The organism is Chloracidobacterium sp. (genome assembly GCA_025057975.1).
Classification (GTDB): domain Bacteria; phylum Acidobacteriota; class Blastocatellia; order Chloracidobacteriales; family Chloracidobacteriaceae; genus Chloracidobacterium.
Window position 1 is genome coordinate 25,291 of the sequence record JANWUV010000019.1, and the last position, 26,817, is coordinate 52,107.

Sequence of the window (26,817 nt, forward strand, 5' to 3'; positions counted from 1 at the left end):
TTTCCCACAAGGTTGGAGTTGGGTATCGTCCAGCTTGTCCTCCGGCGCGCGCCCGCCGCGCGCCATATCCGTCATCTGTACAGGATTACCGCTATGAAAACCATTCGGATTGCCTGTGGACAAGGCTTTTGGGGCGATTGGCTGGAAGCGCCAGTTCGGCTCGTTGAAGGCGGCCCTGTGGATTACCTCGTGCTGGACTACTTGGCCGAAGTCACAATGTCCATCATGCAGAAACAAAAGTCGCGCAACCCGAAAGCCGGCTTCGCCACCGACTTCGTGGCGCTGATGGACCGTATCCTGCCCCGCATCCTGACGAAGAACATCCGCGTCATTGCCAACGCCGGCGGCGTCAATCCGCAGGCCTGCGCGGAAGCGGTGCGAATGGTCGCCGCCAAGCACGGCCTTGCCGGCCAACTCCGCATTGGCATCGTCGCCGGAGACGATATCCTACCTCGCCTAGACGAACTCATCGCTGCCGGCCACCGATTTGAAAACCTCGACACCGGCGAGCCGCTATCTGCGGTTCGGGAGCGCGTTCAAAGCGCTAATGTCTACTTCGGCGCGCAGCCGATCGTTGAAGCGCTCCGCCAAGGAGCGCAAGTCATTATTACCGGACGCTGCACCGATACGGGGCTGACCCTCGCGCCCTGCATTCACGAATTTGGCTGGGCAGCGGACGACTGGCATCGCCTCGCTGCCGGGACAATCGCCGGACACATCATCGAGTGCGGCGCGCAGTGTACGGGTGGGAACTGCCTCGTAGATTGGGAAACTATGCCGGACTACGCCAACATTGGCTTTCCGGTCGTCGAAATGAATGAAGACGGGAGCTTCGTCGTCACCAAGCATCCCGGCACAGGTGGGCGCGTCACGGTCGCGTCAGTCAAGGAGCAGCTCATGTACGAGATAGGCGACCCTAAGAGCTATATCACGCCTGACTGTATCGCCGACTTCACGACGATTCGGCTGGCGCAGGAAGGCGACGACCGTGTGCGCGTGTGGGGTATTGAGGGACGGCCGGCGACCGAGTTTTACAAGGTCTCCGCTAGCTACTTTGCTGGCTACAAAGCAGTCGGGGGCCTGATTTATGCGTGGCCTGACGCCTACGCTAAGGCGCAACAGGCGGACGCCATGCTGCGGCGGCGACTAGCCGACTTGGGTCTCACGTTCGATGAAATCTGGACTGAGTACGTTGGCGTCAGCGCCTGTCACGGCCCGCGCCTTTCCGGTGAGCCGTCGCGCGATCTTCCTGAAGTTGTGTTGCGCGTGGCGGTTCGGTCACAGGATCAGGCAAGTGTCGAGCGATTCACAAAAGAGCTTGCGCCACTGGCGCTCAACGGCCCGCCAACCGTGACTGGCTTCGGGTCGGGACGCCCCAAAGTGGAAGAAATCGTCGCCTACTTCCCAGCGCTTCTCCCCAAGTCAGTCGTAACGCCAGAAGTCGTCATTCTGAGTTGAGCGACCAAGCGCGTCTGCTGGGCGCAGTGACTGGCGGACGGAAAAATCTTCGGAAGTTTGTCGAACCCGGCCCAGTCGAGTCTCGTTAATGGTGGGTGTCGAAAGACACCGGTAAGGTGCAAACCCAAGGTTGCACCTACCGTCATCTTCGTAAGGCTTTTACAGGAGCTGTTATGCGTTTCTTCGGGAAGACCTTCGCCCTTAGCCTCACACTCACCGCTTTGCTTGGTATCTCCGCTCTAGCAGGCGAAATCACCAAAACCCTGACCCTCAACCGCGACATATCCGTCAATGGTACGGTCGTGAAGAAGGGCGTCTACAGGGTGAAGATCAATAGGGAAACCGGTGAAATGACCATCCTTGACGGCAAGAAAGTCGTTGCAAAAGCGACAGTTACAGTTGCCTTGGACGAGCGTAAGGCCAACGGCGACGAAATCGCGCTCACCCAGAGCGGTGATACCAACATTCTCAAAAGCGTCAAGTTTAGCGGCTCGCGCGACCGTTTCACGGTAGCCGCCGCCCAAGCTGCGCCCAACCAGTAAAACCGAAAACAATCCTAGTTTACACAAAATAAAAATGCCCGGCATATGCCGGGCGTTTTTTCTTTGAAACGGAAGTTTATCAAATCTGTAACTGCGCATTGGCTGAAAATGTCGAAAAAGATTCACCGGCAGCCGGCGCGCTTGTCGCAGGTGGACTAATCACTCGCGCATACAACCGCCAAGTCATCTCGGCGGCGCTCCTTCCCCTTGGAAGGCGCACGTGACCCGGCACAACAAAGCAACGACCTAGGCGCTTACGACGCTGCGCGGAACGTTTCCAGTACCAGCCCCGGCGTCAGCACCTCAGGCAACACCTTCGGCTCACCGCCGTTGGGTGGATAAAACACGTAAAGCGGTACGCCACTGCGCCCAAACTCGGCCAGCGCGCGGGTGATGGTTTCGTCGCGGTTTGTCCAGTCGGCCTTGACCATGACAATCCCACGCCGCGCAATCTCAGCCCGTACTTCTTCAGTCTCTAGCGCTACTTTTTCATTCGCCTTACAGCTCAGACACCACGCGGCGGTGAAATCCACAAAGACCGGCTTACCGGTCCGGCGCAGCTCTGCGACACGCGCTGGCGTGAAGGGTTCCCACTGAATGCTTGCGCTGTTCTTGCTGGTTGGCGCACCGCCAGCCGCGCTCGCCAGAGGCGGCAGTTGACGAATGGCGCTGACGCCGATTGCTGTGCTTCCAACGATGATGACTGTCGCTATGGTGAAGGCGAGGCGGCGCGTCAGCGGCTTACGGTCGTAACCGCCCCAGCGTCCCCAAATCCATCCGCCCAACCCAATCAACACGATGACGCCCAGCATTAGGGCGAGGCCGTCCACGCCGACTTCCAACCCCAGCACCCACAGCAGCCAGACGACCGATCCCATCAGCAAAAAGCCCATCAGTTGCTTGAAGCTTTCCATCCACGCACCGGGCTTAGGCACAAACCGGAGCAACTGCGGCGCGGCCGCCAGCAACAGGTACGGCGACGCCAGACCCAGCGCCAGCGCCGTAAAAATCAATAGCGCCGTCGCCGCTGGTTGCGTCAGCGCCACGCCTAGCGCCGATCCCATAAACGGCGCAGTACAGGGTGTGGACACAACCGTCGCCAGCACGCCCATGAAAAACGACCCGGCTACTCCTGCCCGACGCATCGCCGTCTGTCCAATGGTCGTCAGCCCGACGCCGACCTCAAAGACGCCGAGCAGCGCCAGCCCGAAAACAAACAGCATAGCGACCAGAAAGGCGACAAAGGCTGGCTCCTGCAACTGAAAGCCCCAACCGAGCTGTCGCCCGCCGGCCCGCAGCGCAAGCAACACTCCGGCTAGCGCCCAAAATGACAAAACCACGCCGGCCGTGAAGACGACGCCGTGTTGCCATGCTCGGCCGCGTCCCGCCTTGGCCTGTTCCACAAATCCCAGCACCTTGATGGAAAGCACTGGCAGGACACAGGGCATCAGATTCAAAATCAGCCCCCCCACAAATGCGCCGCCCAGCGTCGCCAAAAGCGCTGTCCAGTTCAGCGGCGGCGTGGTCGGCTTCGTCGTTCCGGCGACCGGCGCAAGCGCATCACCCAGCGCCGTCAGCGGCTCGATGGGAATGTCCACCGTGAGGCCCGGCTCTGTACCGGGGCCGCGCCAGCCGTTCGGCGTTACCACCACACCGGTCAACCGCGCCGGCGGCGCTTCCGCCACCTTGGAGCGCGCCATGCGCAGCGCATAGCCGCCTTTGACCCGCGTGAGCGTCTGTGGCTCCGCGCCCTCGATGATGAGTTCTTCAAAGGGGAAGAAGGTCGCTTCCGCCAGCAGCATCTCCGGCTTCGGCGGCGTCAGCAGCAACACCACCTGCTCGCCCTCAACCGTCGCCCGGAGCTTCCAGTCGGAAGTCGGCAGGGGGAGTTGCGCGCGCGCCCGCGCAAACGCCTCAACCCACGCCGACGGCAGCGGCGCGTCGTTCGTCACCGGCAACGTCAGCTTCAGTTCGGCATCGCCGGGAATGCACGCCTCTTTACACACCAACCACTTGACCTTGCCCACCAACGTCACCGGCCTGCCGACCGGTAAATCGGTGGGCGGCGTGATGCGAATCAGGTGTAGTACTTCCGTCTCGTAGCCGTACCCAACCAACCCGCCGGCTTCAATTCGCTTCGGAATCGGCCACTGAATGTCGTCGGCGGTGAAGCCCGGTGGAAGGTTCCACTTGACGGAAGTCGGCTGCCCGGAATCGCCGGGATTGCGCCAGTAGGTGTGCCAGTGTTCCTCCAGCTCAAAGCGGACCGCCACCCAAAACGGCGTACCGGGACGGATCGCTGTCGTTTCGGCGATGAGTTCCGCCTTGACATGCGGCTTTTCCACCGGCGCAGCCGTCGGCTGCAACGTTGACACGCCCAGCCACGCCAAACACAGCGCCGCCGCCCACCGGCGCCACTGTTGCTTTCCAAACCATTCCTTCATGTTCCGCCTCATTCTTCATCGGCGCGCAGCTTTTCAAGCACCGAAAAATCCTCCAGCGTCGTCACGTCGCCGACGACTTGCCCGCCGGCGGCGATTTCGCGCAGCAAGCGCCGCATAATCTTGCCAGAGCGCGTCTTGGGGAGCGCGTCCGTAAAGCGGATGTCGTCCGGCTTGGCAAGCGCGCCAATTTCTTTGGCGACATGCTCGCGCAGCGCCGCCCGCAGCGCATCATCGCCGGAACGCCCGCCTTCGAGCGTGACAAACGCCACAATCGCCGAACCTTTCAGTTCGTCCGGCCGGCCGACGACGGCCGCCTCGGCGACGGCTTCGTGCGACACCAGCGCGCTTTCAATCTCGGCTGTCCCCAGACGATGGCCGCTGACGTTGATGACATCATCCACCCGACCCATAATCCAGTGGTTGCCGTGTTCGTCGCGGCGCGCGCCATCCCCGGTAAAGTAAACGCCCTCAATTTCGCTCCAGTACTGCCGCCGGTAACGCTCGTCGTCGCCCCAGATTGTCCGCAGCATCGCCGGCCACGGGCGTGTGATGACCAGATAGCCGCCTTCGTTCGGGCTGACGCTGCGCCCGTCCTTGGCGCGGATGTCCACGCTGATGCCCGGCAGCGGGCGCGTCGCCGTTCCCGGCATGGTCGTCGTCGCGCCCGGCAGCGGCGCAATCATCATCCCGCCGGTTTCCGTTTGCCACCACGTATCTACAATCGGACAGCGCCCCTTCCCGATGACGTTCCGGTACCACATCCAAGCTTCCGGGTTGATGGGTTCACCCACCGTACCGAGCAGGCGCAGTGTGTCGAGCCGGTGTTTGAGTACCCACCGTTCGCCCCACCGGATGAAGGACCGAATGGCCGTCGGCGCGGTGTAGAGAATTGTCACGCCGTGCCGGTCAATGATGCGCCAAAAGCGATCAGGTTCGGGGTGGTTCGGCGCACCTTCATACATCATCACCGTCGCGCCGTTCGCTAGCGGCCCATAGACGACGTAGCTGTGACCCGTTACCCAGCCGACATCCGCCGTACACCAGTAGAGATCGTCGTCCTTGAGGTCAAGCACCCATTTGGCCGTTGCCGTCACCTGGGTCAGATAGCCGCCCGTCGTATGCAGGATGCCCTTCGGTTTGCCGGTTGTGCCGCTTGTGTACAGGATAAACAGCGGATGTTCCGCGTCGAGCGGCTCCGGCGGGCAGTCGTCGCTGACGATTTCCAGCATGTCGTCCCACCAGTGATCGCGGCCCGGCCGCATATCCACCTTCGAACCAGTGCGCCGCAGTACGATGCAGGTTTCTACCGTCGGCGCATGTTCGAGCGCGGCGTCCACGGCCGGCTTGAGGCGCACTTCGGTTCCGCGCCGCCAACAGCCATCGGCGGTGACAACGAGCTTGCAGCCGGCGTCGTTAATGCGGTCACGCAGCGCCTCGGACGAAAACCCGCCAAAAACGACCGAATGCGTGGCTCCGATGCGCGCACAGGCTAGCATGGCGACGGCGATTTCAGGCGTCATCGGCATGTAAATCGCTACGCGGTCGCCTGCGCGGACACCGAACTTCTTGAGCACATTGGCGAAGCGGCACACCTCGCGGTGGAGTTCCCAGTAGGTCAGCGTCCGAGTGTCGCCAGGCTCGCCTTCCCATACGATAGCGGCTTTGGTGCGCCGCCACGTTTTCAGGTGCCGGTCGAGGCAGTTGGCGGCGATGTTGAGCTTGCCGCCGACAAACCACTTGGCATGAGGCGGACGCCAGTCGAGGATTTGCGTCCACGGCGTCATCCAGTCGAGCGCCGCCGCCTGCTTGGCCCAGAAGGCTTCAAAGTCGGCTTCGGCCTCGGCGTACATTTGGGCGGCCTGCTCGGCAGTGACGTTGGCCTGTTGTGCAAAATCGGGCGGCGGTGGGAAACGCCGCGTTTCGTGCTGGTGCGACTCGATAGCGTGCGATTCGGTCATGGGTGTGAACTCCAGTTTGGCAAAGTGACAGTGCAGCCGACGGCGAGGCGGGTTGTCGCCAGCGCACGGGCAAATGTAGCTTGAAAATATGGAACGCGCGAATCCCACCACGTTCTCAAAATCAGCGACTTACGTCCGTTACTGGCTGCAAGGTGTTTTCTTCATCTTGGCGGGCGTCGAGCTGGCCAACGGGCTGATGGCGCTGTTTTTTCAGGACGCCGCCGCCAACCTCTACCGTTGGGACATCAAAGACCCGGCGATGACGCAGCAGTACGGCATTGCGCTTTGCGTTATTGCGGCGGCGTACTTTCTAATCGGTCTTGACCCTGTCGCCAATCGCAAGCTGCTCCTGTTGCCGGTCGTTGAAGTCGCAGTGGCGACATTTTGGACGTTCTTTCTGTCGCGCGGCCAATATGGCGAGCGCAGCGCGGTCTTGATGGCGCTTGGCTACTGCCTGTTCATTGTGGCGGCGGTGGTCGTCCCGACGGCGATGCTCAAGAATGCTTTAGAAGGAACAGATACATCGCCGCCGTCGGCATGAGTGTTGCCCGCACGGGAAGCGCAGATCAAAGTTGGAACAATGAAGCCTTTTGACAAGTGTCCCGTTTGCGGTGGCGAAGTAGTTGAGAAAGACATGGAGAAGCTGCTCAGAGGCGGTATCCACACCGCCGTGTGCAGTGCGCGCGCAGATATATGTCTGCGATGCGGCGAGCGACTATACGCGGCTGAAACCGTTATGCGTTTTGAACAGATTCGGCGGAAATTAGCTGACCAAGACGTTGCGGAGTTTCAGCCGCTTGGTCAATCTTTTCAAGTGACCTAATCTTTGCCTCTGTAGATCCTCTTGCGGTTGTCGCTGAGGAGGCGAGAATGCGATGCTCGATGCGCCGCAAAAGATGACGTGCAACGTGAATGACGTAAACGCGGATGCCCATCCGGGCGGTTCTGGTCTGCGGCGCGCCACTGGCGCAGGCGGCGCACCAGCTCTAGGCTCTAAGCGGACTGTCCTGCCGGTAATACTGGTCGTGTTGGTCGGCGGCTTGACGGTTGGTTGCGGCATCGTCGCCTCGCAGAGCGCGCCGCCGGTTGACGCTGTGCCACGTCAAAAACGCCCACGCGGAGGAAAAAACACCTTGGAAACCATGCTCGTCGGCGTCTGGCAGGCATCGCCGTCTATGGGCGCAGGATGGAACGACGCCTATCAATTCTTTTCCGACGGACGCTTTTGCTTTCATACAAGCCAAATGAACTGCGCCGCCCGCGAGCGTCGCCGCGAAGGGAGCTGGCGGCTCGATGGGACGGAACTCATCCTGCAAACCGTCGAGCGGGAGGTCATCGTCGGCGGCCGCGAAGTTCCAGCGACCGGCTCCTGCGCCTCGGAAACCGAGATTGTGGACGGCGAGTTGCGCGTCGAATCGCTGTTTGTCCCCATCGAAACCCGTCTCAAGGTCGAAGCGCAGCCGCCGGATGAGGAAACCGGACGGCGGCGCGTCAAGCTGGACGGGCGGATGTTCTGGAAGTACGACGACGACCCGACCGCCTACCCATGACGCCGCGCGAAAAAATTGCCTGTTGTCGCTGACAAACACGCAACATTTCGGACTCGCCGCCGATAACACAAATGAAACATCCGAAGCGGAGGCGTGTGTGTTATGCGAGTCAATGCGACGCGGGGCGCATCCCCGGCGAGTCAGTCCAACAGTGTTCAGCACGTCGTCCGGCGAGGCGAAACCCTCTCCGGCATTGCCCGACAGTACGGCGTGACGGTGCAAACCATCGTTCAAGCGAACCGGCAAATCCGTAATCCAAATCTCATCTACGCCGGCCAGACGCTGACGATCCCGCGCAACGCCTCCACGACGCCGCCACAGTCTTCAACCGGCGACCGGCAGTACGTCGTCCGCAGCGGCGACACGCTTTCCGAAATCGCTGCCCGCAACGGCATTGACCTGCAGCGGTTGATTGAAGCGAACCTTCAGATCCGCAATCCCAACCTGATTTACCCCGGACAGGTCATCAACCTTCCCGGCGGCGGCAATGGTCGGCAGCCGGTGACGACGCCAGCCCAACCCACCCAGCCGACGCAACCATCCCAGCCCGCGCCGCCGGCCGCCCGCGAACATCGGGTGCGCATCGGCGATACGTTGTCAGGCATCGCCCGGCGGTACGGCACAAGCGTAGACGCCCTGCTGCGCGCCAATCCGAGCATTACAAACCCGAACCTAATTTACCCCGGTCAGCGGATCATCGTTCCCGGCGGCGCATCGCCAACGCCGCCGCCGACTTTGACCCGGCCGACAAACCCGACGCAACCCACCCAGCCGACGCCACCGACGCCGCCCGGCGCGCTGATTTATGACGGGACGCGCCCAGCGCCGGGGACGACCAACGTCCGCGCCTGGGAGCCGATCAATGCGCCGCTACAAGGCGATCCGGCGAACCGCAACCGCGCCACCTATGACAACGTGATCAATCAGTTCGCCGTTGGGGTCAATCCGCGGTATGCGCGGCGCGAGGGGAACACCTACTGCAACATTTTCGTGTGGGACGTAACCCGTGCGATGCGGGCTGAAATCCCGCATTGGGTGGACGCCAATGGTAATCCGACGGCGGTTGGGCGCGGACGCGAACTGGACGCCAACGCAACCAACCAGTGGCTCAATACCCATGGCGGACGGTTCGGCTGGCGCGAAGTCAGCGCCGAGGAGGCGCAACGGCTGGCGAATCAAGGCCATCCGGTGGTGGCGTCGTGGCGCAATCCCGGCGGCATCGGACACATCGCCATAGTACGCCCCGGCGAAATGACCAGTCGCGGCCCGGCGATTGCTCAAGCCGGTGCACGCAACTTCAACTACGGGCAGCTTCAGGATGGCTTTGGCAACGCGCGCGGCGTCCAGTTTTTCGTCAACGACCGGGGTACGGTGGGGAACAATCCGGCACCCACCCCCACGCCGCCCCCAACGAACGGCGGTACACCGCCGCGTACAGGGTTGCCCGTGCCCCAGGTGGATTTGCAGCGCGGTTCGCGCGGCGAGGCCGTCCAACAACTTCAAGCGGCGCTCGTACGGTTGGGCTATATGAGCCAAGCCGATATGAACACCGGCCCCGGCGTCTTTGGCCCGCGCACGGAAGCCGCGCTGAAGGCGTTTCAAAGCGCGAACGGCGTTCCAGCGACGGGCTACTACGGGCCGCTGACGCGCTCGGCGCTGACGCGGGCGCTGAGTGGAGCAACCGCCCCGACGCCGCCTCCGGCCAACGGTGGGATGCCGCCGCAGACAACCTACGATGTACAGCGGGTGCTGAACGTCGTACCCGCGTCGCTGCGTAGCTACGCGCAGGACGCCGTGCCGCGCATTCTGGCTGAAGCCCAGCGCGCCGGCCTGACGCTGGAACAAACCGCCTACGTTTTAGCAACGGCGCAGTATGAATCCGGCATGGGTCGGTGGATGACTGAAATTTGGGGACCGACGGCGGCGCAGCGCGGCTACGAGGGACGCCGCGACTTGGGTAATACGCAGCCGGGCGACGGGTATCGCTACCGTGGGCGCGGCTACGTACAGATCACCGGCCGCGCCAACTACACGGATTGGTCGCGGCGACTGGGAATGGATTTAGTTGGGCAACCCGACTTAGCGACGCGGCCGGAAATCGCGGCGCGGATTTTGGTCATCGGCATGCGCGATGGGACGTTCACCGGCCGGAAGCTGTCGGATTACATCAACGGCAACCAAGTGGATTTTGTCAATGCGCGGCGTACGGTGAACGGTCTGGATCGGGCCGACCTAATTGCATCGTACGCACAGGCGTACTTGCAGGCGTTGCGCCAGTGAACTTGCCCTCCAGCGAGCACGGCGGTGCTCCTACCTCAGAGGCGACCAAACGTTTGGTGTGTAGCGACGCTCCGCTGCACGCCAAACAGCGGCGACGGCTCTACAGCACCGCTGCAAAGTCGCCTGGGAAGCCTCTTTTTCTCGAAATAGAGGGCTAGGGTCTTATCGGAAGTCGGTTCGGAGCAGGGATACTGTTTCCTTGCAGTTTTCTTCAGAGCGCGAAGCAACGCCGGTAAATGCCTGCATCGCGCGTACGGCGTCGCCATCTGGCAGCGCAAACGTCGTATCGTGATTGCCGCCTGGTAGAGTGATCTGTATCACGCGCCGATTGCCGCCCTCAAACGCCGCCTTGGCCAACGCCTCCGCCATCCAGAGCGGTACGGTCGTGTCGTTTTCCGCGTGCAGAATCAGTACCGGACAACGTACGCGCCCGATCTTCTCGATGTTGGGACAGCGAATTCGGGTCAGCGACTGGGCGGGAAACATCGGATAACGCAGGGCGGCGATGTCCGACAGCGTCGTAAACGTCGCCAACGTCACAAGGCCGGCGGCTTCAACCCGCGCCGCAAGGTCTATCGCCGGAGCGCCGCCCAGTGAGTGCCCGACGATGAAAATCCGCTGCGGGTCAATGTCCGTCCGCCGTTTGAGGTGTTCAAAGGCGGCCGTCGCCGTGTCGTACAGCCCCTGCTCACTTGGCTCGCCGCCGCTCAGCCCCAGCCCGATATACTCCGGGACAAAGACGTTGAACCCGGCGCGGCGAAAAACCTCCACCTGGCGGCGCAGGAACGGATAGTTGAGATACTCGCCAACGCCGTAAAAAAACAGCAGCGTCGGCCGGCGGGGGGCATCGGGCAGGACAGCTTCGCTGTGCGCGTCCAGCGCCGGACCGAACAGCGCCATGATGGTCTCACCGCGTTCGGCTTGAAATTCGACATAACTTGCGCCTGGCGGCGGCGGAAACTTTTGCCGCGCCTTGCCCTCACGGGCCGCCGCGCGAAACACCATCGAGTGCTGAACGGCGTAAAAGTAACCGCCCGCGCCGACGTACCCCACGAAAGCCGCTGCGAACAACAGCACAAGCACGCGCAGCGTGCGCGCCGCCCACGGACGGCGCACCGCAAAACACGCCCGCATCAGCGGTTCAGGATGGGTTTCGGCGTCCATGTTCAACCACGAGTCGTCGTAGGTCACCGCGCCCCTGCGCAAACGGTGGCGCTACCGCACGTTACCCATCAGCCGCCGGATAAACGGTGTGAGGACAAACGCAACCACGGCGACGGCAATCCCGGTCGCCGCTACTTGGTAAAACAACGCGCCGACGGACTCCGGCCGGTTTTCATCAAAGTGGCCGGCGATGAGACCGCCGATGTAGTTGCCGAAGGTCGGTCCTAGAAACCAAATCCCCATGACCAAACCGCTTAGGCGTTCCGGGGCAAGCTTCGTCATCGTACTCAACCCGACCGGACTCAAGCACAACTCACCCAACGTATGAATCAGATAAACGGCCACCAGCCACCACGGGCTCAACCGGCCGCCGCCCAGAAAAGCGACACCCACGGCTGCGACAATGAAACCGACGGCAACCAGCAAAATACCGACCGAGAATTTCAGTGGGCTGGATGGCTGCCGTTCGCCCCACTGCACCCACATCCACGCAAATACCGGCGCGAGGAAAATGATGAACAGGGCGTTGAGCGACTGGAAATAGCTCGAAGGAAACTCGAAGCCGAAGATGCGGCAGTCGGTCAGGCGGTCGGCGTAGAGGTTCAGGCTTGATCCCGCCTGCTCAAACAGCGCCCAGAAGACAATCGAGGCAAGGAAGAAATACACAATCGCCAGCATGCGCTTGAGTTCCTCTTCGGCTAACGTCCGCAGGAACGAGAACCAGACCAACGCGATAATGCCGGCGAACACCAGTGCAATGTAGGCGTAGCCGGCCTTGTTGCCCAGCTTGCCGACGACCACGCCGTGGAGTTGCTGGAGCCCGGCAACTACGGCGAACAAAGCCGCCGCTACGCCGAGGTAGGACAAAAGCCCCTGCCAGACCGGCGTCGTCGCCCCGTCTTCACGCTGGGGACGCTCGCCGACGCCTTCGAGGTACTTGAAGCCGACGATGAACTGTACCAGTCCCAGCGTCATGCCGACGCCGGCCGCCGCAAACCCCCAGTGCCAACTGGCGCTCGGCTGAAAGCCCCAGCGGGCAATAGTCGCCTTCCAGACCTCCGACTGTGCTAGAAAGCCGCACACCAGCGGCGCAATGAACGCCCCAATGTTGATGCCCATGTAAAAAATCGAGAAACCGGCGTCGCGGCGGCGGTCTTCAGGCGTGTAGAGACGACCGACGATGGCGCTGATGTTGGGCTTGAGCAAACCCGTACCAAGGACAATCAGTACCAGCCCGGTGTAGAACGCGGCTTCCGACTCGAAAGCCATCGTAAAGTGGCCGGCGGCGATGACGATCCCGCCGATAAACACGGCGGCCTTAAGGCCCAGCAGTCGGTCAGCCGCCCAACCGCCCGGCATTGCCAGCAGATAGACAGCCGATGTGTATGTGCCATAGATCAGCGCTGCGCGCGCGTTGCTGTACCCCAGCCCGCCGCTTTCGGGCTTGGCGGTCATGTACAGCATCAGCAAGGCGCGCATGCCGTAGTAGCTGAAACGCTCCCAGAGTTCGGTGAAAAACAGCGTCATCAGGCCAATTGGATGCCCGAAAAAATGCTTTTTTGACGTAGCCTCTTCCGAGGCCTCTGCAACGGCAGCCGTCATGGTGTGAGCTTCCTTGAGCTGGAATCTGGAAATAGATTTGGCCGCGCACAATAACGCATTCAAACCCTGCGATACACCGTAAAAGTTTGCCCGGCGTCTCAGGCGCGGCGGCTATCTGTGCTGATTACGCAGAAGTGGCTTCCGTGAAGATTGAAGCCACTCGCAGCAAGCTCCCGGATGAAAAACCCTGTGTTTCAAGACGCGACGGCTGGAAAGCAAGCTGTGTTGTACTATTATCACGCTCCCTGCCGCCTGTGCTCAGGCGCAAATCCCGGCTTTGAGACAAAATCGTCCCATGGCCGAAGCCAGTTATAAGGCGCGTCTGCGCGACCTGTTTGGCAAAGATTGGTGCGACGCTGTTCTCACAGGCGATTACTTTCCTGTTTTGCCGTGTTCAATTCAGGACGTAGACCTTACAGCCGTCCTGCCGACGCTGTTTTATCTTTTCCGCTTTGGACGGCGGCGCGGACAAGGACGCTTCGCCGAGGTTTTCGGCGAACGTGCAACTGTCGAACACGTCGCCGCACGACTGGCGACGAGCCGGTACTGTCAGGGGTTTGACGACGCACCGACGCAGACCATCCTTGGCGATCTGCTGTTGGGATTTTGCCTCGAAAACAGAGACCGCTCGGAGCGAAAGGATGAACCCATTCAGCGCGCCCTGCCGGTTCATTACTTCGCAAGCCGGCTTGATTTGCCGCCCGACAGTAGCGACCTGCGGTATGTGCCGGAAATGCTTGTGGCGCTTCTCGCCGACCAACCAGGGCCGGTTGTTGAGCCAACCCCTGATGGCCTCGCCACGCCGTTCCCCGTCGGTGCGCGGTTTCGTGAGAACCTGCTGCTGAAGCCGTTCGTCACCGGCGTGACCGTCCATGGCCTGGCTGGCGACCTGACGGCCGACCGTTTTGACGAGACGACGCCCGTCACGCTTCAGGAATGGCTGATGATTCGGCTAGCCGACCTACTAGAACGAGCCCCCAAATCCATGGTGGGCAGGTTTGCTCCCATTGTGAATCGGCGGCCGTTGGCGGCGCGTGCAGCGCGGGTCTTTCGCACCGACCTAGAGACGTTTATGAGCGCCTACGGCGAAACGATGCCGCGCGGCGTCCTACTCAACCTGCTGGAATCCGCCCTTGCAATCGGGATGACGACACTTCTGACGAGCACAGCGCAGCTCATACTTGACTGGGCGGAAACCGGAAGCGTACCCACTGACCAACACCCCATGCCGCTGTTTCTGGACGCTTCAAACGGGCGCGACCAAGAACTGCGCGCCGCCTCGAAAAAGGTTATGGATGAGGCCGTCAAGCAAATGGCGAACATCCCGGCCGTGCTGATGACGTTGCGCCTGCTGGATTACGAAGCGCGCTGCGACGCGGAGCTTGGTCCGCAACTGCCGCCGGATGCGCCCGATGCGCACGAACGCATCAACTTGCTGGGCGATGTGTGGTTCGAGCGGCGCGTGGGCGCAGGGCGCATCCTTGATGAACTAGGACGAAAGGCGTTGCGCCTCGCCGAGGTATGGGCTGATGATGCGCCGATGTTGGCGAAAAAACTCCGCGCGCCGATGTCGCCGCATGCGCGTGTCCGCGTGTTAGCGGAAACATTGGTGGAACTGCGTGGGACGAAGCAGGCTAACAAGTGGTTTGCGCTGTTCGATTCCTGCCTACTGTGTGATCATCCGCGCGGCCTGGCCGTCAAGCGCGCTGCGGCAGCCGGGGGACGCCAGCCGCCCCGCCTCACATTGCTGACGGACGATGTTCTGGACTACTTGGCGCACCTTTGGTGCGCCCATGCCGCACGCCGTCGCCTGCCAGCGACCTTCAACCACTTTCTCAACATGACGCGCGAACGCTACGGGTTTTATACGGTGACATCGCCCAGCGCGGTGAGGCTGCCGGGCAAGTTGCTCAATCAAAACCAACAGCACCTTGAAATGCGACTGCGCGACCTTGGGCTGCTGGCGAGCGTCAGCGACGCCGAAGCCATGAAGCGTCTTCAAGCGCGCTTTGTGGTTGCGCCATTGACGACAGGTGGTACTGCATGACGCAAAAACCCCTAACCCCTATCCACGACTGGACGGAAGCGCATGCTCGACACCTCGCCGAGGCGTTCAAGAAAATGATGAGAAAGGCGAAGCCGGGCAAGGTGTACTTCCTCCGCAACCCATCGCCGGATGTGCTTTACCGCCTGCCGAACGATGATCTTTTTTGCGAGGCGCTGGAGGGAGAAGGCTGGCAGGTTTTTCGCGTCGCCGACCAGTATGACCTACGGGCGCGCGCCATCACCTCCGACCACGCCGTAGCGATTCGAGAGACCAAACAGCAGGCAGTCCTCTTTCTGGTGGACACCCAAAAGGCCGGCCCCGGCATGGACGGCATCTACAGCGCCGGTACGGAACTAAGTGAAAAAGAACTCATAGACAGGGCCTGCAAGCACGCCTTTGAGGCCATCCCTGAAACATTCCATCCTAGCCTCAAGCGCGTCTTGGCGTTGGCCAAAAAGCGCGATTCACAGCGTCCTGGCTGGTTTCAGTTTGATTTCTTGGCGCGCGTTGTCGGTCATCCCGAACAGTGGCCCGAATACCTGTGGCTGCTTGGCTTGTGGCCTTGCGCCGCTTCGCGCTTGCAAAACATCAAGCGCAAGGCTGATGAAGAAAATCTTCTGAAGGAAGCGGCGACTATGGCGGACGCCCTGCTTGGCGTTGGCGGCGAGCGTTTGACGCCTGAAGCGCGTATGGCGCAAGTCGGCGTTCGCGCGCCATCACCGGAAGGTTTGGACGCCCTGCGGGCCTTTCTTGAAGAACAACGAGGACAGTCAACCGACGAGGCGCTGCGGCGACTACGCGACCGTCCCGATTTGTGGCTCGGGCCGCTCCACCTTGAACCGCCGGACGATCGTTTGGACAGGATTGAGCTGGTTGGTTGGCGTAGTGTACGCGGCGCACAGCCGCTTAAGTGGTCAGGTTTGCATCTCGACCCGGCGGATCAAACGCTGCTGTGGGTAGTTGATCCTGACGCCGACGACGCCCCGCCGCTGACAGTCAAATGGCGTGTCCTACCGGAAACGCTCAAGCCGCAAAGCGTTCAGTACCGCGTGGCCGTCGTGAGCGATCTAGACGAAACGCTGGCCGAGCGCGAAGTGACGCATACCGGCAAGGCTGAGGAAAAGACCGCCTTCACGGCCGACGACTTGGCGCTGAACGGCTCGGTATGGGTGCGGGCTAAAGTCGTGGTGGAGGCCGAAGGTCAGCGGGCGGAAAGCGAGTCGTTTGTCATCCGTTCCGGCCGTGTGGAAGTCGCCGCCGTGCAGCGTGCAGTTGGAAGGCGCGTCCGTACGTTGAGCGAAGGACTGATTGAACTCGACGAACCAGCCGCCGTCGCTGAGGCGCTCAAAAACGACCTCACCGAGGAAGGAATGACAGGGTGGGCGACGCTAATTGTTAGCCGCAACCGCCGGTTGAGCATCAGCGCGCCGGCGCTGCTCCGTGAAGTCGCTAGATTGTGGTCAAACCACCACGGGAAAAAGATTGGACGGTGGCGGTTGATGATACGCGCCTCCGGACGGTGGGCGCGCGACATCGAATTTGTCCCCTACTCCCCCATCGTTGGGACGCCTATGCGCGCTTGGCATCGAGTCTGCAGCGCCAGCGGACGCTTGGCGGAGTACGTCCGCCGCGTCGGGCTTTACGGGCTGTGTTACGCCGAAGGGGCGCCCTCGACTCAAATCATCGGCGAGTATCTCGACGCTTGGGGCGAGTTGCTGGAAGCCGTCGCCGCCCAAAAGGCATTCAACGGGCCGCCGCTGCCACTGGTTGGCACGATTGAGGTTTATACGTCGAACAACCAAACCGTCGGTCTGATCGTCTCCCCGTTGCATCCGTTGCGTCTGGCATGGCTCACGGCGTATGACGCGCTGCTCTTTCACGCCCGATGGACGGAAGGCGCTCCCGCTGAAGCCATCCGCCGGGAATTCCATGTTCTGGACGGCGCTTGGTTTCCGGCTTGGCTGCCCGGCGTCGACAACACGCCGGCTTTTGTTTTCGCTGAGACGCTTAGCTTGCATGCCGTCGCCATGACGCGCGCTAACGCAACTGAGCCGAAAGCCGACTGTCTATTGCTGGCGCGCGCGTTGGAAAACCAAGAACGCCCCGATGACGCTGTACCGCCGGAAACGGTTGATCGGCGCATCATCGAGCGATTGGGGGCGGAAATCAAAGCCTACGCTGACGGACACCCATACCAACGACGCTTGCACGTCCACGCCCTTCGCGCCGGGGACGGAAGGACCATCACTCGCGCACTGGGTTGGGCCCAGGCGGCGCAAGAGGCGTCGCCGGCGTCGGAGACGGATGACGCTGAACCGTCGCCGGATAAAGCGGCGCTCACCTTCATGCTTGAGCTATACGCCCCGCCTGGTGGAACGAGGATTGATGGTGGTTTTCTTGACCATATCACCATCCGTCGCCGCGCCCGTGGCCGCGCCGCCATTCCAGCGGAAGACCGGTGGATAACAGAGGTGCGGCCGGGCGTTGGAGGTCACCTGCAACCCACATTCCAGTGGGCGCAGCGGCCGGTGGCGCTGCCGGAAACGCCGGCTCATCTGGGCGTCCTATTCGACGCCTTTGCGTCGGCGGTCGCCACGGCGGTTCGCCCGCCGCTCAAAGGCGACGCCCAGCCGTTCTACGGCTTGCTTTCAGGTTTGATTCGAACGTATCGCGCGTCACCGACGCCTACCTGGGAGGCTTTCCTACCGAACGATGAAAAAACGGCCGTCCATCCGGCCGGAGAAGTTCATACCGAGCGCCTGCGGCGACTTCAACGCGGGATCGCGGCTTGGCTGACGCTGGGGAGGCCAGGGGCATCACCGATATTGCGGGCGGCGCTGTCGCCGGAGAGCAAAGCCGAACTTGATCGCCTGCATGCGCTGTGCGACTGGGTGGTGACGTTTGACCGCTTCGCCGGGGCGGAATACCTCGATCATCCACGGGCGCACCCAGACGCTTATGAAACCTATGTCATTGACTACCTGCCGGAGCGCGACGACTTAGGCGACGCACGGATCGTTGTCTCAACCGCCCTTATGACGGAAGTCGTTGAGTTGCTGGGCGAGTTGCTCAAGCAGGTCGGCCTGCCGGAAGACGCAGCGGCAGCGCAGTTTCTGCTGGAGCGACTTAAGGCGTTGAGTCGGCGGCTGCCGATTCGATTGGCAGGCGCACGGCCGCCGGCGCAAGAGTTGCTGGCGTTGGCCTACGCCTCCGCGTCTTGCGCTGCCGCCGAAGCCGACGACCCTTGCTGGGTGTCTCTGCGGCAGGGCGTCCTCGTTCCGCTAGACGATGTCCGCGACTTACTGCCCGCGTCCAATCGGTCACAGACTAACCGGGGCCCAGAACGCCGGGCGGATTTCCTGTACGTTTCCTTGGCTTCCGACGCGCGGTTGCAGATGCGCGTCATCGAAGTCAAGTACCGGCGTCACTTAGCCGATTTTTCGGCTGAAGAGAAAGCAAAATTGCTGACCGACATTCGCGCCCAAGTCGAAGTGACGCGAGAGCGTTTTCGCGCCCACTACCTTGATAGGTCACTTCCGAAATCATTCCGTGCATTGCATCAGGCGCGTCTTTTGCGCGTCATCAAGTCTTATGCCGACAAGTCGGTACGGCATCACCTTGAAGCGGCAGCGTATGACGCGCTCTGCGCTGAACTTGACCGTGCGTTTGCCGCTGCTGGCGACTATGAGTTTGATACGCCCGAAGGAGGCGACCGAGGTTGGGTATTTTGTCCAGCGTTTGACAAAGTGCGTCCACTAGAGCTTTCGCACGCCGGCTGGCCTGTGCCGACGTTTTGTTTCGGGCCGCACGGGACGACCTTCACCGGACGCCCACTGCACTCGCCAGCCCAGCCGCTGCACCATGAAGTCCGCCAAGCTGCAACGACTGACCTACCTGCACTAAACCGGCATGCGGCAGGAGGCTTCACAGGTGACGGCGATCCGGCGCTCGTACGGGAGCCGGCATCCAACGCGACCGGTGGGGACTATGAGGAAGTGATGATTCCGTTGGGCTGGACGCCGGACGGCGCTCCCGTCAACTGGCGGCTGACCATTCAGGGCAATCCACACCTACTGGTGGTTGGCTTGCCCGGCATGGGCAAGACGACCTGTCTTGTCAACATTGCGCGCCGGATGTACGCGCAGGGGATTTGTCCGATTGTGTTTTCCTACGCGCCGGATTTCGACGAAAAAATGGCGGTTGGCGGCCGCGTGGACTTCATTGAAGTGGGCCGTCTAGATTTCAACCCCTTGGAAATCAACGACCATGCAACACCGAGAGCTTATGTCCAAGTCGCTGGGATGGTTCGAGACATTTTCGCAGCGATCTACCCAGATTTGGGCGAGTTGCAGCTCAATGCGTTACGAAAGGCGATTGTTGAGAGTTTTCGGGCGGCGGGGTGGGACGATACGACAACGGGCGGTATTCCGCCCTTCAGAAGCTTTGTTGATCTGCTGCGCCGGACGCCACGCCCCGACGCCGGCCTGCGTAACCTGTTGGCGCGCTTGGATGAACTGGAGGACTACGGCTTTTTCGACGCCCCACTCGGCCAAGAGCCGCAAAGTCTGTGGACGCGGGAACGCCCAGTAATCGTCCCGCTGCACCGGCAACCGGTCGAGACGCTGCAAACCGGGCTGGCGACGCTGGTGCTTTACAAGCTTTACAAGGACATGTTCCGGCGTGGTCCGGCGGCGCGCATCACACACGCCGTCATTTTTGACGAAGCCCACCGCGCGCGCCGCTTGACGCTGATTCCGACAATGGCGAAAGAATGCCGCAAATTCGGCGTCTCACTGGTGCTGGCGTCGCAGGAAGCGCGCGACTTTGATCGCAGCTTGTTTTCCGCTATCGGGCGGCAGCTCGTCCTGCGCGTCAACGAAGCCGACGCACGAGCGCTGACCCAAAACGTCGCGGCGTCCAGTCGGCAACGGACGCTAGCGGACGAACTCAAGGCGTTGCCGAAGTTTCACGCACTCTACTTCGACGAGGGCGGCCAAGTCGTCCTGTGTCGCCTATTTGATGAGGCCGAGGCGGAGCGCCGCCGTTGACAACCAACCGTACAGCCATGGCGTCCGAACAAAAAGGGCGGAAGAGGTTGAAATGGCTTGACAAAGTCCAGCAGGCATACGCCGGGTCGCGGCGCGGCAACCGTGAAACCCACGGCTTGGACAGTGACTTCGCTCGGCGAACGTACGTACCAACCGGCTTTGAAGACACCCTCAAGGCGGCGATTCTCGCCCGGCGTCATCGGTTAATCATCCTCTGCGGCAACGCCGGCGACGGTAAGACGGCGTTGCTTCAGCGCCTGGCTGAGTTGCTGGGCTACACTCCACCGCGCGCCAAGCCGGGCTTAGTGGCGTTTCGCCCGGCGGCGGGCGGGCCGCAGGTTGAGATGAACTTAGACGGCTCGGCCGCTTGGGATGACCACTCTTCCGACGCGGCGCTGGACGATTTTCTTGCGCCGTTCGCCGACGGCCGCGCGCCGGACGCGGACGTGGTGCGCCTGCTGGCGATCAACGACGGTCGCCTGCTGGAATGGGCTGAACGCCGACAGACGCCGTTGGCGGCGACACTGCGCGCTTTGCTAGAAGGGCGTCCAGTGGACGCGCCGCACATCGCCTTCATTCACTTGAACCGGCGCGCGTTGGTTGGGGCGTTCACCTCGGACGGGACGCTGGATGTCGCTTTTCTGGATACGCTGGTGGATCAGCTCTACGGCGGCGATCAGGCCGACGCAATCTGGTCGAAGTGTCACAGCTGCATCGCCCAGCCGCACTGCGAAGTGTTTCGCGCCGCGCGGTTGTTCGGCCCAGCTAATCTACCGGGCGTCGTCCCCGACGTTGAACGCCGGCGATTAGCTCGCCGCCGCCTCTACGCGGCGTTTCAAGCAGTGCATTTGCGCGGCCGGATGCACATCACTGTCCGAGACCTACGCGGGGCGCTGGTGTACATCCTATTCGGTACGGCCTCCTGCAAAACCTACTGGGACGAAAAGCCCTACCCGCCGTATTGGGCGCGCGCGTTCGCGGCGGCGACGAAGCACCGTCAGGGCCGCCTGCTGGAAGAGTTGACGGCGCTTGATCCGGCCCTAGAAGCCCAAGCGCGGCTTGACCGGGTTCTGCTCAAGGCGGTGCGGCGCGGCTTTGCACGTGATCTGGCGGATGCACGACGGCGAGCCTACTTCGAGTGGACAGACGCCGAGGTGACGGCGGCGGGCGGACCTGACGCGCGGCTTGACGTGGCGCGCGGCCGGCATCTTGACCTTCTACGCCGCCTGCCCTTTCTTTCCGAAAAGGAAAAACGGGAACTGACAGCGCATTTGTGTCACGGGCTGTCGCGGGTCGAGTCGTTGCCGCCGGTCGCCTACGCCCGCGCCGGGGTTGCGCCGTTACGGGTTCAGTCGCGGACACCAACGGAGACGGTTTTCTGGGTGGAAGTCCAGGTAGCTGATTTCCATCTGGAGGCCGACCTCCAAGTGGTGAATCCGTTTGCGGCGGCTGACCAGCGGAGCGGGCTGCATCAAAGCGCCTACTTGACGCACCGCACATCTGGCGATTCGTCCTTACGGTTGCGCCTCAACGCGGACTTGTTCCACATGTTGCTGGAGCTTGACCGTGGTTATCGGCTGAGCGCGGCGACTGTGGATGAAACGTTCGCGCATCTGACGTTGTTTACCGAGCAACTGATTCGGGCGCAGGCGGGCGAACTCTATGCTTGGCATCCGTCGCGCGAGGACACCGTATATCGGCTTGCGCTGCGGACATGTGATCTGGGTTGGGGATTGCATCAACAGTTGACGATTGCGCCCACCGGCGCATAGACGACCGCCGTTGTGACGGCGATGGACAGGAGCCTGATGGAGAACCGGACAAACCATTTGTTGGTCATTGGGGCCGGGCCAACGGGACTGGTTGTGGCGCGCGCGCTCAAACAGGCCGGCATACCGTACGACCAAGTTGACGCCGATGAGGACGTCGGCGGCAACTGGCGGCATGGGGTTTATGAAACGGTGCACATCATCTCGTCCCGTAAAACCACGTCGTTTCCTGAATATCCGATGCCGGCGCACTACCCGGACTTTCCGAGCCGCGCCCAAATGCTGGCCTATCTGTGTGATTACGCCCGACACTTTGCGTTGCGCGCCAACATCGAGTTTCGGCGGGAAGTGAGTCTGGCGACGCCGCTTGAGGACTGGTCATGGCGTGTCCAATTCACCGACGGGACGGAACGACGTTACAAAGGCGTCGTCGTATGCAACGGACATCACTGGGACCGGCGCTTCCCCGACTATCCGGGGCAGTTCACCGGCGAATGGATACACTCGAAAGACTACAAGCGACCCGAGCAGCTTGTCGGGAAGCGTGTCTTGGTCATCGGCGGCGGCAACTCGGCCTGCGACATTGCCTCGGAAGCGGCGCGCGTCGCCGTTTGCAGCCACCTAAGCCTGCGACGCGGCTACTGGTTTTTGCCCAAGACGATGCTTGGCATTCCAACCGTGGAAATCATGCGCGGGTGGCTACCTGTCCCGGCGCAAAGGGCGCTGCTGCGCTTGTTGCTGCGCGTCATTGTGGGGCGATACGCGCAGTACGGCTTGCCAGAGCCGGATCACAAAATCTTCGAGCGTCATCCAACGGTCAACTCCGAACTCCTGTACTACCTCAAGCACGGGCGCATCCGGCCGCGCCCCGACGTGGCGCGTTTCAATGGACGCACCGTCCATTTCGTGGATGGCGCAGCCGACGAGTACGACCTAGTCGTGTGTGCGACGGGTTTTTATGTGAGTTTTCCGTTCCTGCCGCCGGGACTGGTAACGGTTAAGGGCAGTACGGCGCAGCTTTATGCCGGCGTCATCCCGCCCCGGACGCGCAATTTGTACATCTTCGGCACGACGCAGCCGCGTTACGGTTTCGGTCCGTTAGCGAGTCCGGCGGCGGATTTACTGGCGCGCCTTATCCGGTTGCAAGACGAGATGGTTTTGCCTCTGAGTGTTGTGTTTGAGGCCAGTGGGGCGCAGTTGCCAACAACCCATCTGGTTGACCCCCATGCGGCGCTCCGGCGCATGCGGATGGCGCAGTGGTTTTTACCGTTTCTGGCGTGGCGGGAGCGCCGTCTTCGCAAACGGCCGGAAATCGTCGCGCTACCGCTCTGGACGCCTTCCAGCGCCTAGGCGTTTTCGCGTACAGCGCCGAACGCTAGAGCGGTTTTCAGGGAGAGGGGTAATGCTATCTAACAGCTGATGAACGGATCACCGCGAAGCTAGGATGACGGGTCGCTCTCCGGCCCACGCTGTGGCCAATGCGCCAGCGAAAACCTCATCCAGAATGACGGCTGTCGCGCCCGGGCAAGCTGATGACACGCTTGAACCAGCTGAGAGCCTCACTTTTACACCTAAAATCAATCACATACGCAACCTCGCATGGCGCGCCTGTAGCGCTTCATACGGGGTGTCGGCTGTCTGTCGCATGGAAAACTGCTGCTTTAGCGCCCAGCGTCGAGCGGACGCCAGTCGCCAGAGACGACAAAGGCAGCCCAGTAATACGGGTGTCGCCAATCGGTAGCCGGCCGCTGCTCTAAGTGAGACGACGACAACCCCAGTTCACGTTTGAGATCGCCTGTTTGAGGACGAATGTCGCCGCGCAGAAACTTTAGCCGCGTCGCCCGAAGCGCGTCCGCCCGTCCCTCGCCACGTGCCAAACGACGGTAGTAGTCGCCCATCAGAGCGGTCGTCGCAGCGTCGGAAACCTTCCACAAACTCATCACTTGCGTCTCCGCACCGGCCACGACCAGCGCCCGCCGCAGTCCATAGACGCCCTCTCCGGGGCGTGCTTCGCCAAGACCGGTCTCGCAGGCGGAAAAGACGACGAGCTGTGTTCCCATAAGGTCGAGGCCGGCGGCTTCAAGCGCCGTCAGAATGCCGTCTTCACCCGCGCCGCTTTGTCCCTGCCGCACGCCCGCCAAGACAAGGCCCGACCGCAACAGCGGATTTTCCTCAGCGACGGCACCCTCAGCCGCCATTCCAAGCTCCCTTGTCTCAACGTTCGCCTGTCCGATGCGCCGTCCAGGTAGAAAAAAGCCATGGGTGGCGACGTGCAAACACCACGGCGCGCGCGTCGCCTTCAAATGCGCTTCAGTCGCCTTGTCGCCGAAAACCACTTCAATGTTGTGCAACATCCCCTGCAACAAGCTGGCTTCGCGCCGCGTTCCTGGCAGCGGTGGGTAGTCCGCCAGCTGGAAATCCACTGACCGTAGCCCATCAGCTGGATGCACCGCCGGGCCGCCACCTAGGTCATAGCGCGGGTCGGCCAACACCAACCCACGCTGGGTCTTTGTGTTGCTTTTCAGACCTCTGATGCGCGCCAAGTCACGCCCGCTTGTCAGCAGGTTGATGGTGTACCGCTCAACCAAATAACGCCCTTGCTCATCAACCAGCGCCTCAAAAGGAATCAGATTGGCGTCTCCATCCGGCGCGATGAAAAGCCGCCGGGTTCCGTCCGGCAACGGTCGGAGCGGGGCGAAGAGTTTTTCATCCAATGCGCGCGCCGCCGTCCGCACGTCCGGCCGCCGCTCCTGCAAGGCCCAACGAAAGGTTTCAATGCGCGACGCAATCGCTTCCAACGCCCCTAGTTCGACGACGCGCGGCGCACCATCACCCGACGATAGAACATAGGCTGCAAGGTGATACGCCGCCGCCAGTCGTCCTGGGCGCTCAGGGTCAAGCGGACGATAGACAAAGTACTCGATCAGCACGGCGTCCTTGGGGAGCGCCGCTCGGACGGCCTCGTAGGAAACGGTCTGGAGCTGCGCGCCAAGCTGCGTGAAGCGTTCTCCTAGTTTGCTTTCCTGTCGTTCAATCTCGCGCTCCAAACGCGCGCGTTCGACTTGGGACTCGGCCTTTCCGGCCAACTGCGTCAATCGATTGCGCATTGCTTCCAAGTCGTCCAGCAAGCGTTGGTCGTCGGGGTCGGCGCGCGCGCGGAGGACGGCTGTCTGATGAGCTAAAACATCTAGCGCCCGCCCTTTGTGACGCCAGATGGTCAACAAGGCCAGCCGCGCCGCCGGCCCCTCCTTGGGAAAGTACTTCACCTGCCAAGCGACCGTCGCTTCGGCCAACTGACTGCTGCGTCGCACGTAGAGCGTCTTTTGCCGCTCAGAGCCGACAACCAAGTTCCGCCGAAAGTCGGCCTCTAACAACTCGGAGACGCGCGCCAGCCAGTCACCGGCCTGCCGAGGGCGTCCGCGAGCCAAATCAAGCCAAGCCAAACGCCCCGCTGACAGCGCCAAGTCGGGATGTCCCCGATCCAATGCTTTTTCGCGGATGTGATAGCTGCGCTGGTAAAGCGCCTCCGCCCCAGCGTAGTCGCCGCGTTGTTGGTACAACCAGCCTAGATGAGTGAGCACCGACGCCGTCAGCGGATGGTCGAGGCCGGCAGTCCGTTCAGCAATGTTTAGCGCACGTTTGAGCGTCGCTTCCGCCGCGTCATCGCCCAGCGCTGACTCGACCGCCCCAAGGTTGGCCAGCGTACTGGCGACGAGCGGATGCGTTTCGCCAAGGGCTTTTTCACGAATCCGAAGCGCCTGTTCAAAGAGGGATTTGGCCGCCGCCAGTCGCTCCTGCAAACGGCATAGATCACCTAGATTGTTGAGGGCATGCGCAACTAGCGGGTGGTTTGGCCCTAACGCCTTTTCCCAGATGCTCAGAGCGCGCTGGTAAAGCGGTTCAGCCGTCGCGTAGTCGCCCCGGTCGCGGTACATCGCGGCCATGTTGTTGAAACTTATGGCCAGTTCGGGATGCTCCGGTCCTAGTTTTTGCTCGCGGATAGCGACGGCCCGACGGTAAAGCGGCTCGGCGGCGGCATAATCGCCGCGTACGCGGTACAGTTCAGCCAAGTTGGAAGCCGCCGTAGCGACTTCAGGATGTTCTGGGCCGAAGATTGCTTCACGCAACGTCAGGGCTTGCCGGAAGTCGTTTTCAGCGCGACGGTAATCACCCCGATCCTTGTGCAGTAGTGCGAGGTTGGTCAAAACCGTGGCGACATGCGGGTGCTTCGCCCCTAGTGTTTTTTCCCAAACGGCGCGCGCCCGGTAGTAGAGCAGTTCGGCGGCGGCGTAGTCCCCCCGCGCCCGAAGCAGTTCCGCCAAGTTGTTCAGTGTCGCCGCCGTATCCGGGTGTTCTGCGCCAAGCGCCTTTTCTCGAATCGCCAAGGCGCGGCGGTAAAGGGGTTCAGCCGCTGTGTAGTCGCCTTTGACTTTGTAAAACAGCGCGACGCTGTTGAGGATCGCGGCCAAATCGGGATGCTCCGGGGCGCAGGTTTTCTCCATCACCTCCAACGCCCGCCGGTAGAGCGGTTCGGCCGCCCGATAATCGCCGCGCAGCCGGTAGAACAAGGCTAACCCGGCCAGACTGTGGGCGACTTCCGGATGCTCTCCGCCAAAGTGCGCTTCACAAATGGACAGCGCTCGCCGCAACGCGGCCTCGGCTTCCGGAGATTGCTTGTAAGCCTGCGCCAAGCCGAGGGCGCGGTAGGCCCGCGCCGTGAGAGGCGGCGACCCGCCGGTGGCGGCTTCGCTCACGGCGACGGCTTCCTGCGCTGCCTGCAACGCAGCATCATACTGCCCCGCTTGAACCAGCGTCTCGGCTTTCCGTACCAAACTTTCCAGCGACGCGCTTCCCGGCGTCTGACTGGCTTGGGCCGGCGTACACAAGGGCGTTAGACCAACCAGCCAGCAAACCGTGCAGGCGGACATGAGCACCACAGCCAAGACACCCATGGC

The 26,817-nt window shown here is 61.9% G+C and carries 15 protein-coding genes; 10 read left to right on the forward strand and 5 right to left on the reverse strand.

The window, feature by feature from the left end; all coding sequences use genetic code 11:
- The first annotated feature begins 93 nt into the window (after positions 1–93).
- Both NZ585_14060 and NZ585_14065 read left to right on the forward strand, forming a co-directional pair.
- Positions 94–1,458, forward strand: a complete 1,365-nt coding sequence (locus NZ585_14060; protein ID MCS7081158.1) for a DUF1446 domain-containing protein — start codon at positions 94–96, stop codon at positions 1,456–1,458.
- A 95-nt stretch (positions 1,459–1,553) separates the two neighbouring features.
- A complete protein-coding gene (locus tag NZ585_14065; GenBank protein MCS7081159.1) occupies positions 1,554–2,000 on the forward strand; it encodes a hypothetical protein in 447 nt (148 codons plus the stop codon).
- Between the two features lie 254 nt (positions 2,001–2,254).
- Here the strand turns inward: NZ585_14065 and NZ585_14070 are convergent, their stop codons facing one another.
- Together NZ585_14070 and acs are read right to left on the reverse strand one after the other, a co-directional pair.
- Positions 2,255–4,444 carry a protein-disulfide reductase DsbD family protein gene (locus NZ585_14070; GenBank protein MCS7081160.1) on the reverse strand — a complete coding sequence of 730 codons (2,190 nt, stop codon included), beginning with the start codon at positions 4,442–4,444 and terminating at the stop codon, positions 2,255–2,257.
- An 8-nt stretch (positions 4,445–4,452) separates the two neighbouring features.
- Entirely contained in the window at positions 4,453–6,402 is a 1,950-nt protein-coding gene (gene acs / locus NZ585_14075; GenBank protein MCS7081161.1) for an acetate--CoA ligase, read from the reverse strand.
- A gap of 88 nt (positions 6,403–6,490) precedes the next feature.
- On the opposite strand from acs, the gene NZ585_14080 reads away from it, so the two are divergent.
- The 4 genes from NZ585_14080 (at position 6,491) to NZ585_14095 (ending at position 10,232) form a co-directional block, all read left to right on the forward strand.
- Positions 6,491–6,943, forward strand: coding sequence for a hypothetical protein (locus NZ585_14080; protein MCS7081162.1), 453 nt, complete (start codon positions 6,491–6,493; stop codon positions 6,941–6,943).
- Between the two features lie 39 nt (positions 6,944–6,982).
- Positions 6,983–7,225: a YgiT-type zinc finger protein gene (locus NZ585_14085; GenBank protein MCS7081163.1), complete on the forward strand. Its 243-nt coding sequence runs from the start codon at positions 6,983–6,985 to the stop codon at positions 7,223–7,225.
- 52 nt (positions 7,226–7,277) lie between these two features.
- Positions 7,278–7,952, forward strand: a complete 675-nt coding sequence (locus NZ585_14090) for a hypothetical protein (GenBank protein ID MCS7081164.1) — start codon at positions 7,278–7,280, stop codon at positions 7,950–7,952.
- A 102-nt stretch (positions 7,953–8,054) separates the two neighbouring features.
- Positions 8,055–10,232: a LysM peptidoglycan-binding domain-containing protein gene (locus NZ585_14095; GenBank protein ID MCS7081165.1), complete on the forward strand. Its 2,178-nt coding sequence runs from the start codon at positions 8,055–8,057 to the stop codon at positions 10,230–10,232.
- 162 nt (positions 10,233–10,394) lie between these two features.
- On the opposite strand, the gene NZ585_14100 is transcribed toward NZ585_14095, so the two are convergent.
- Both NZ585_14100 and NZ585_14105 read right to left on the reverse strand, forming a co-directional pair.
- Positions 10,395–11,396: an alpha/beta fold hydrolase gene (locus NZ585_14100; protein MCS7081166.1), complete on the reverse strand. Its 1,002-nt coding sequence runs from the start codon at positions 11,394–11,396 to the stop codon at positions 10,395–10,397.
- A 51-nt stretch (positions 11,397–11,447) separates the two neighbouring features.
- A complete protein-coding gene (locus NZ585_14105) occupies positions 11,448–12,998 on the reverse strand; it encodes a peptide MFS transporter (protein MCS7081167.1) in 1,551 nt (516 codons plus the stop codon).
- A gap of 295 nt (positions 12,999–13,293) precedes the next feature.
- On the opposite strand from NZ585_14105, the gene NZ585_14110 reads away from it, so the two are divergent.
- The 4 genes from NZ585_14110 to NZ585_14125 are packed head-to-tail and all read left to right on the forward strand — an operon-like array spanning position 13,294 to position 23,212.
- On the forward strand, positions 13,294–15,045 hold the full coding sequence (locus NZ585_14110; protein ID MCS7081168.1) for a hypothetical protein: 1,752 nt from the start codon (positions 13,294–13,296) through the stop codon (positions 15,043–15,045).
- Positions 15,042–20,093, forward strand: coding sequence for a hypothetical protein (locus NZ585_14115; protein MCS7081169.1), 5,052 nt, complete (start codon positions 15,042–15,044; stop codon positions 20,091–20,093). Before NZ585_14110 ends, NZ585_14115 begins: the two co-directional genes overlap by 4 nt.
- 17 nt (positions 20,094–20,110) lie before the next feature.
- Positions 20,111–21,865, forward strand: a complete 1,755-nt coding sequence (locus tag NZ585_14120; GenBank protein ID MCS7081170.1) for a hypothetical protein — start codon at positions 20,111–20,113, stop codon at positions 21,863–21,865.
- Between the two features lie 21 nt (positions 21,866–21,886).
- Positions 21,887–23,212, forward strand: coding sequence for an NAD(P)-binding domain-containing protein (locus tag NZ585_14125; protein MCS7081171.1), 1,326 nt, complete (start codon positions 21,887–21,889; stop codon positions 23,210–23,212).
- Between the two features lie 311 nt (positions 23,213–23,523).
- Here NZ585_14125 and NZ585_14130 read toward each other — a convergent pair whose 3' ends face one another.
- On the reverse strand, positions 23,524–26,814 hold the full coding sequence (locus NZ585_14130) for a CHAT domain-containing protein (protein ID MCS7081172.1): 3,291 nt from the start codon (positions 26,812–26,814) through the stop codon (positions 23,524–23,526).
- Between the last annotated feature and the right edge of the window lie 3 nt (positions 26,815–26,817).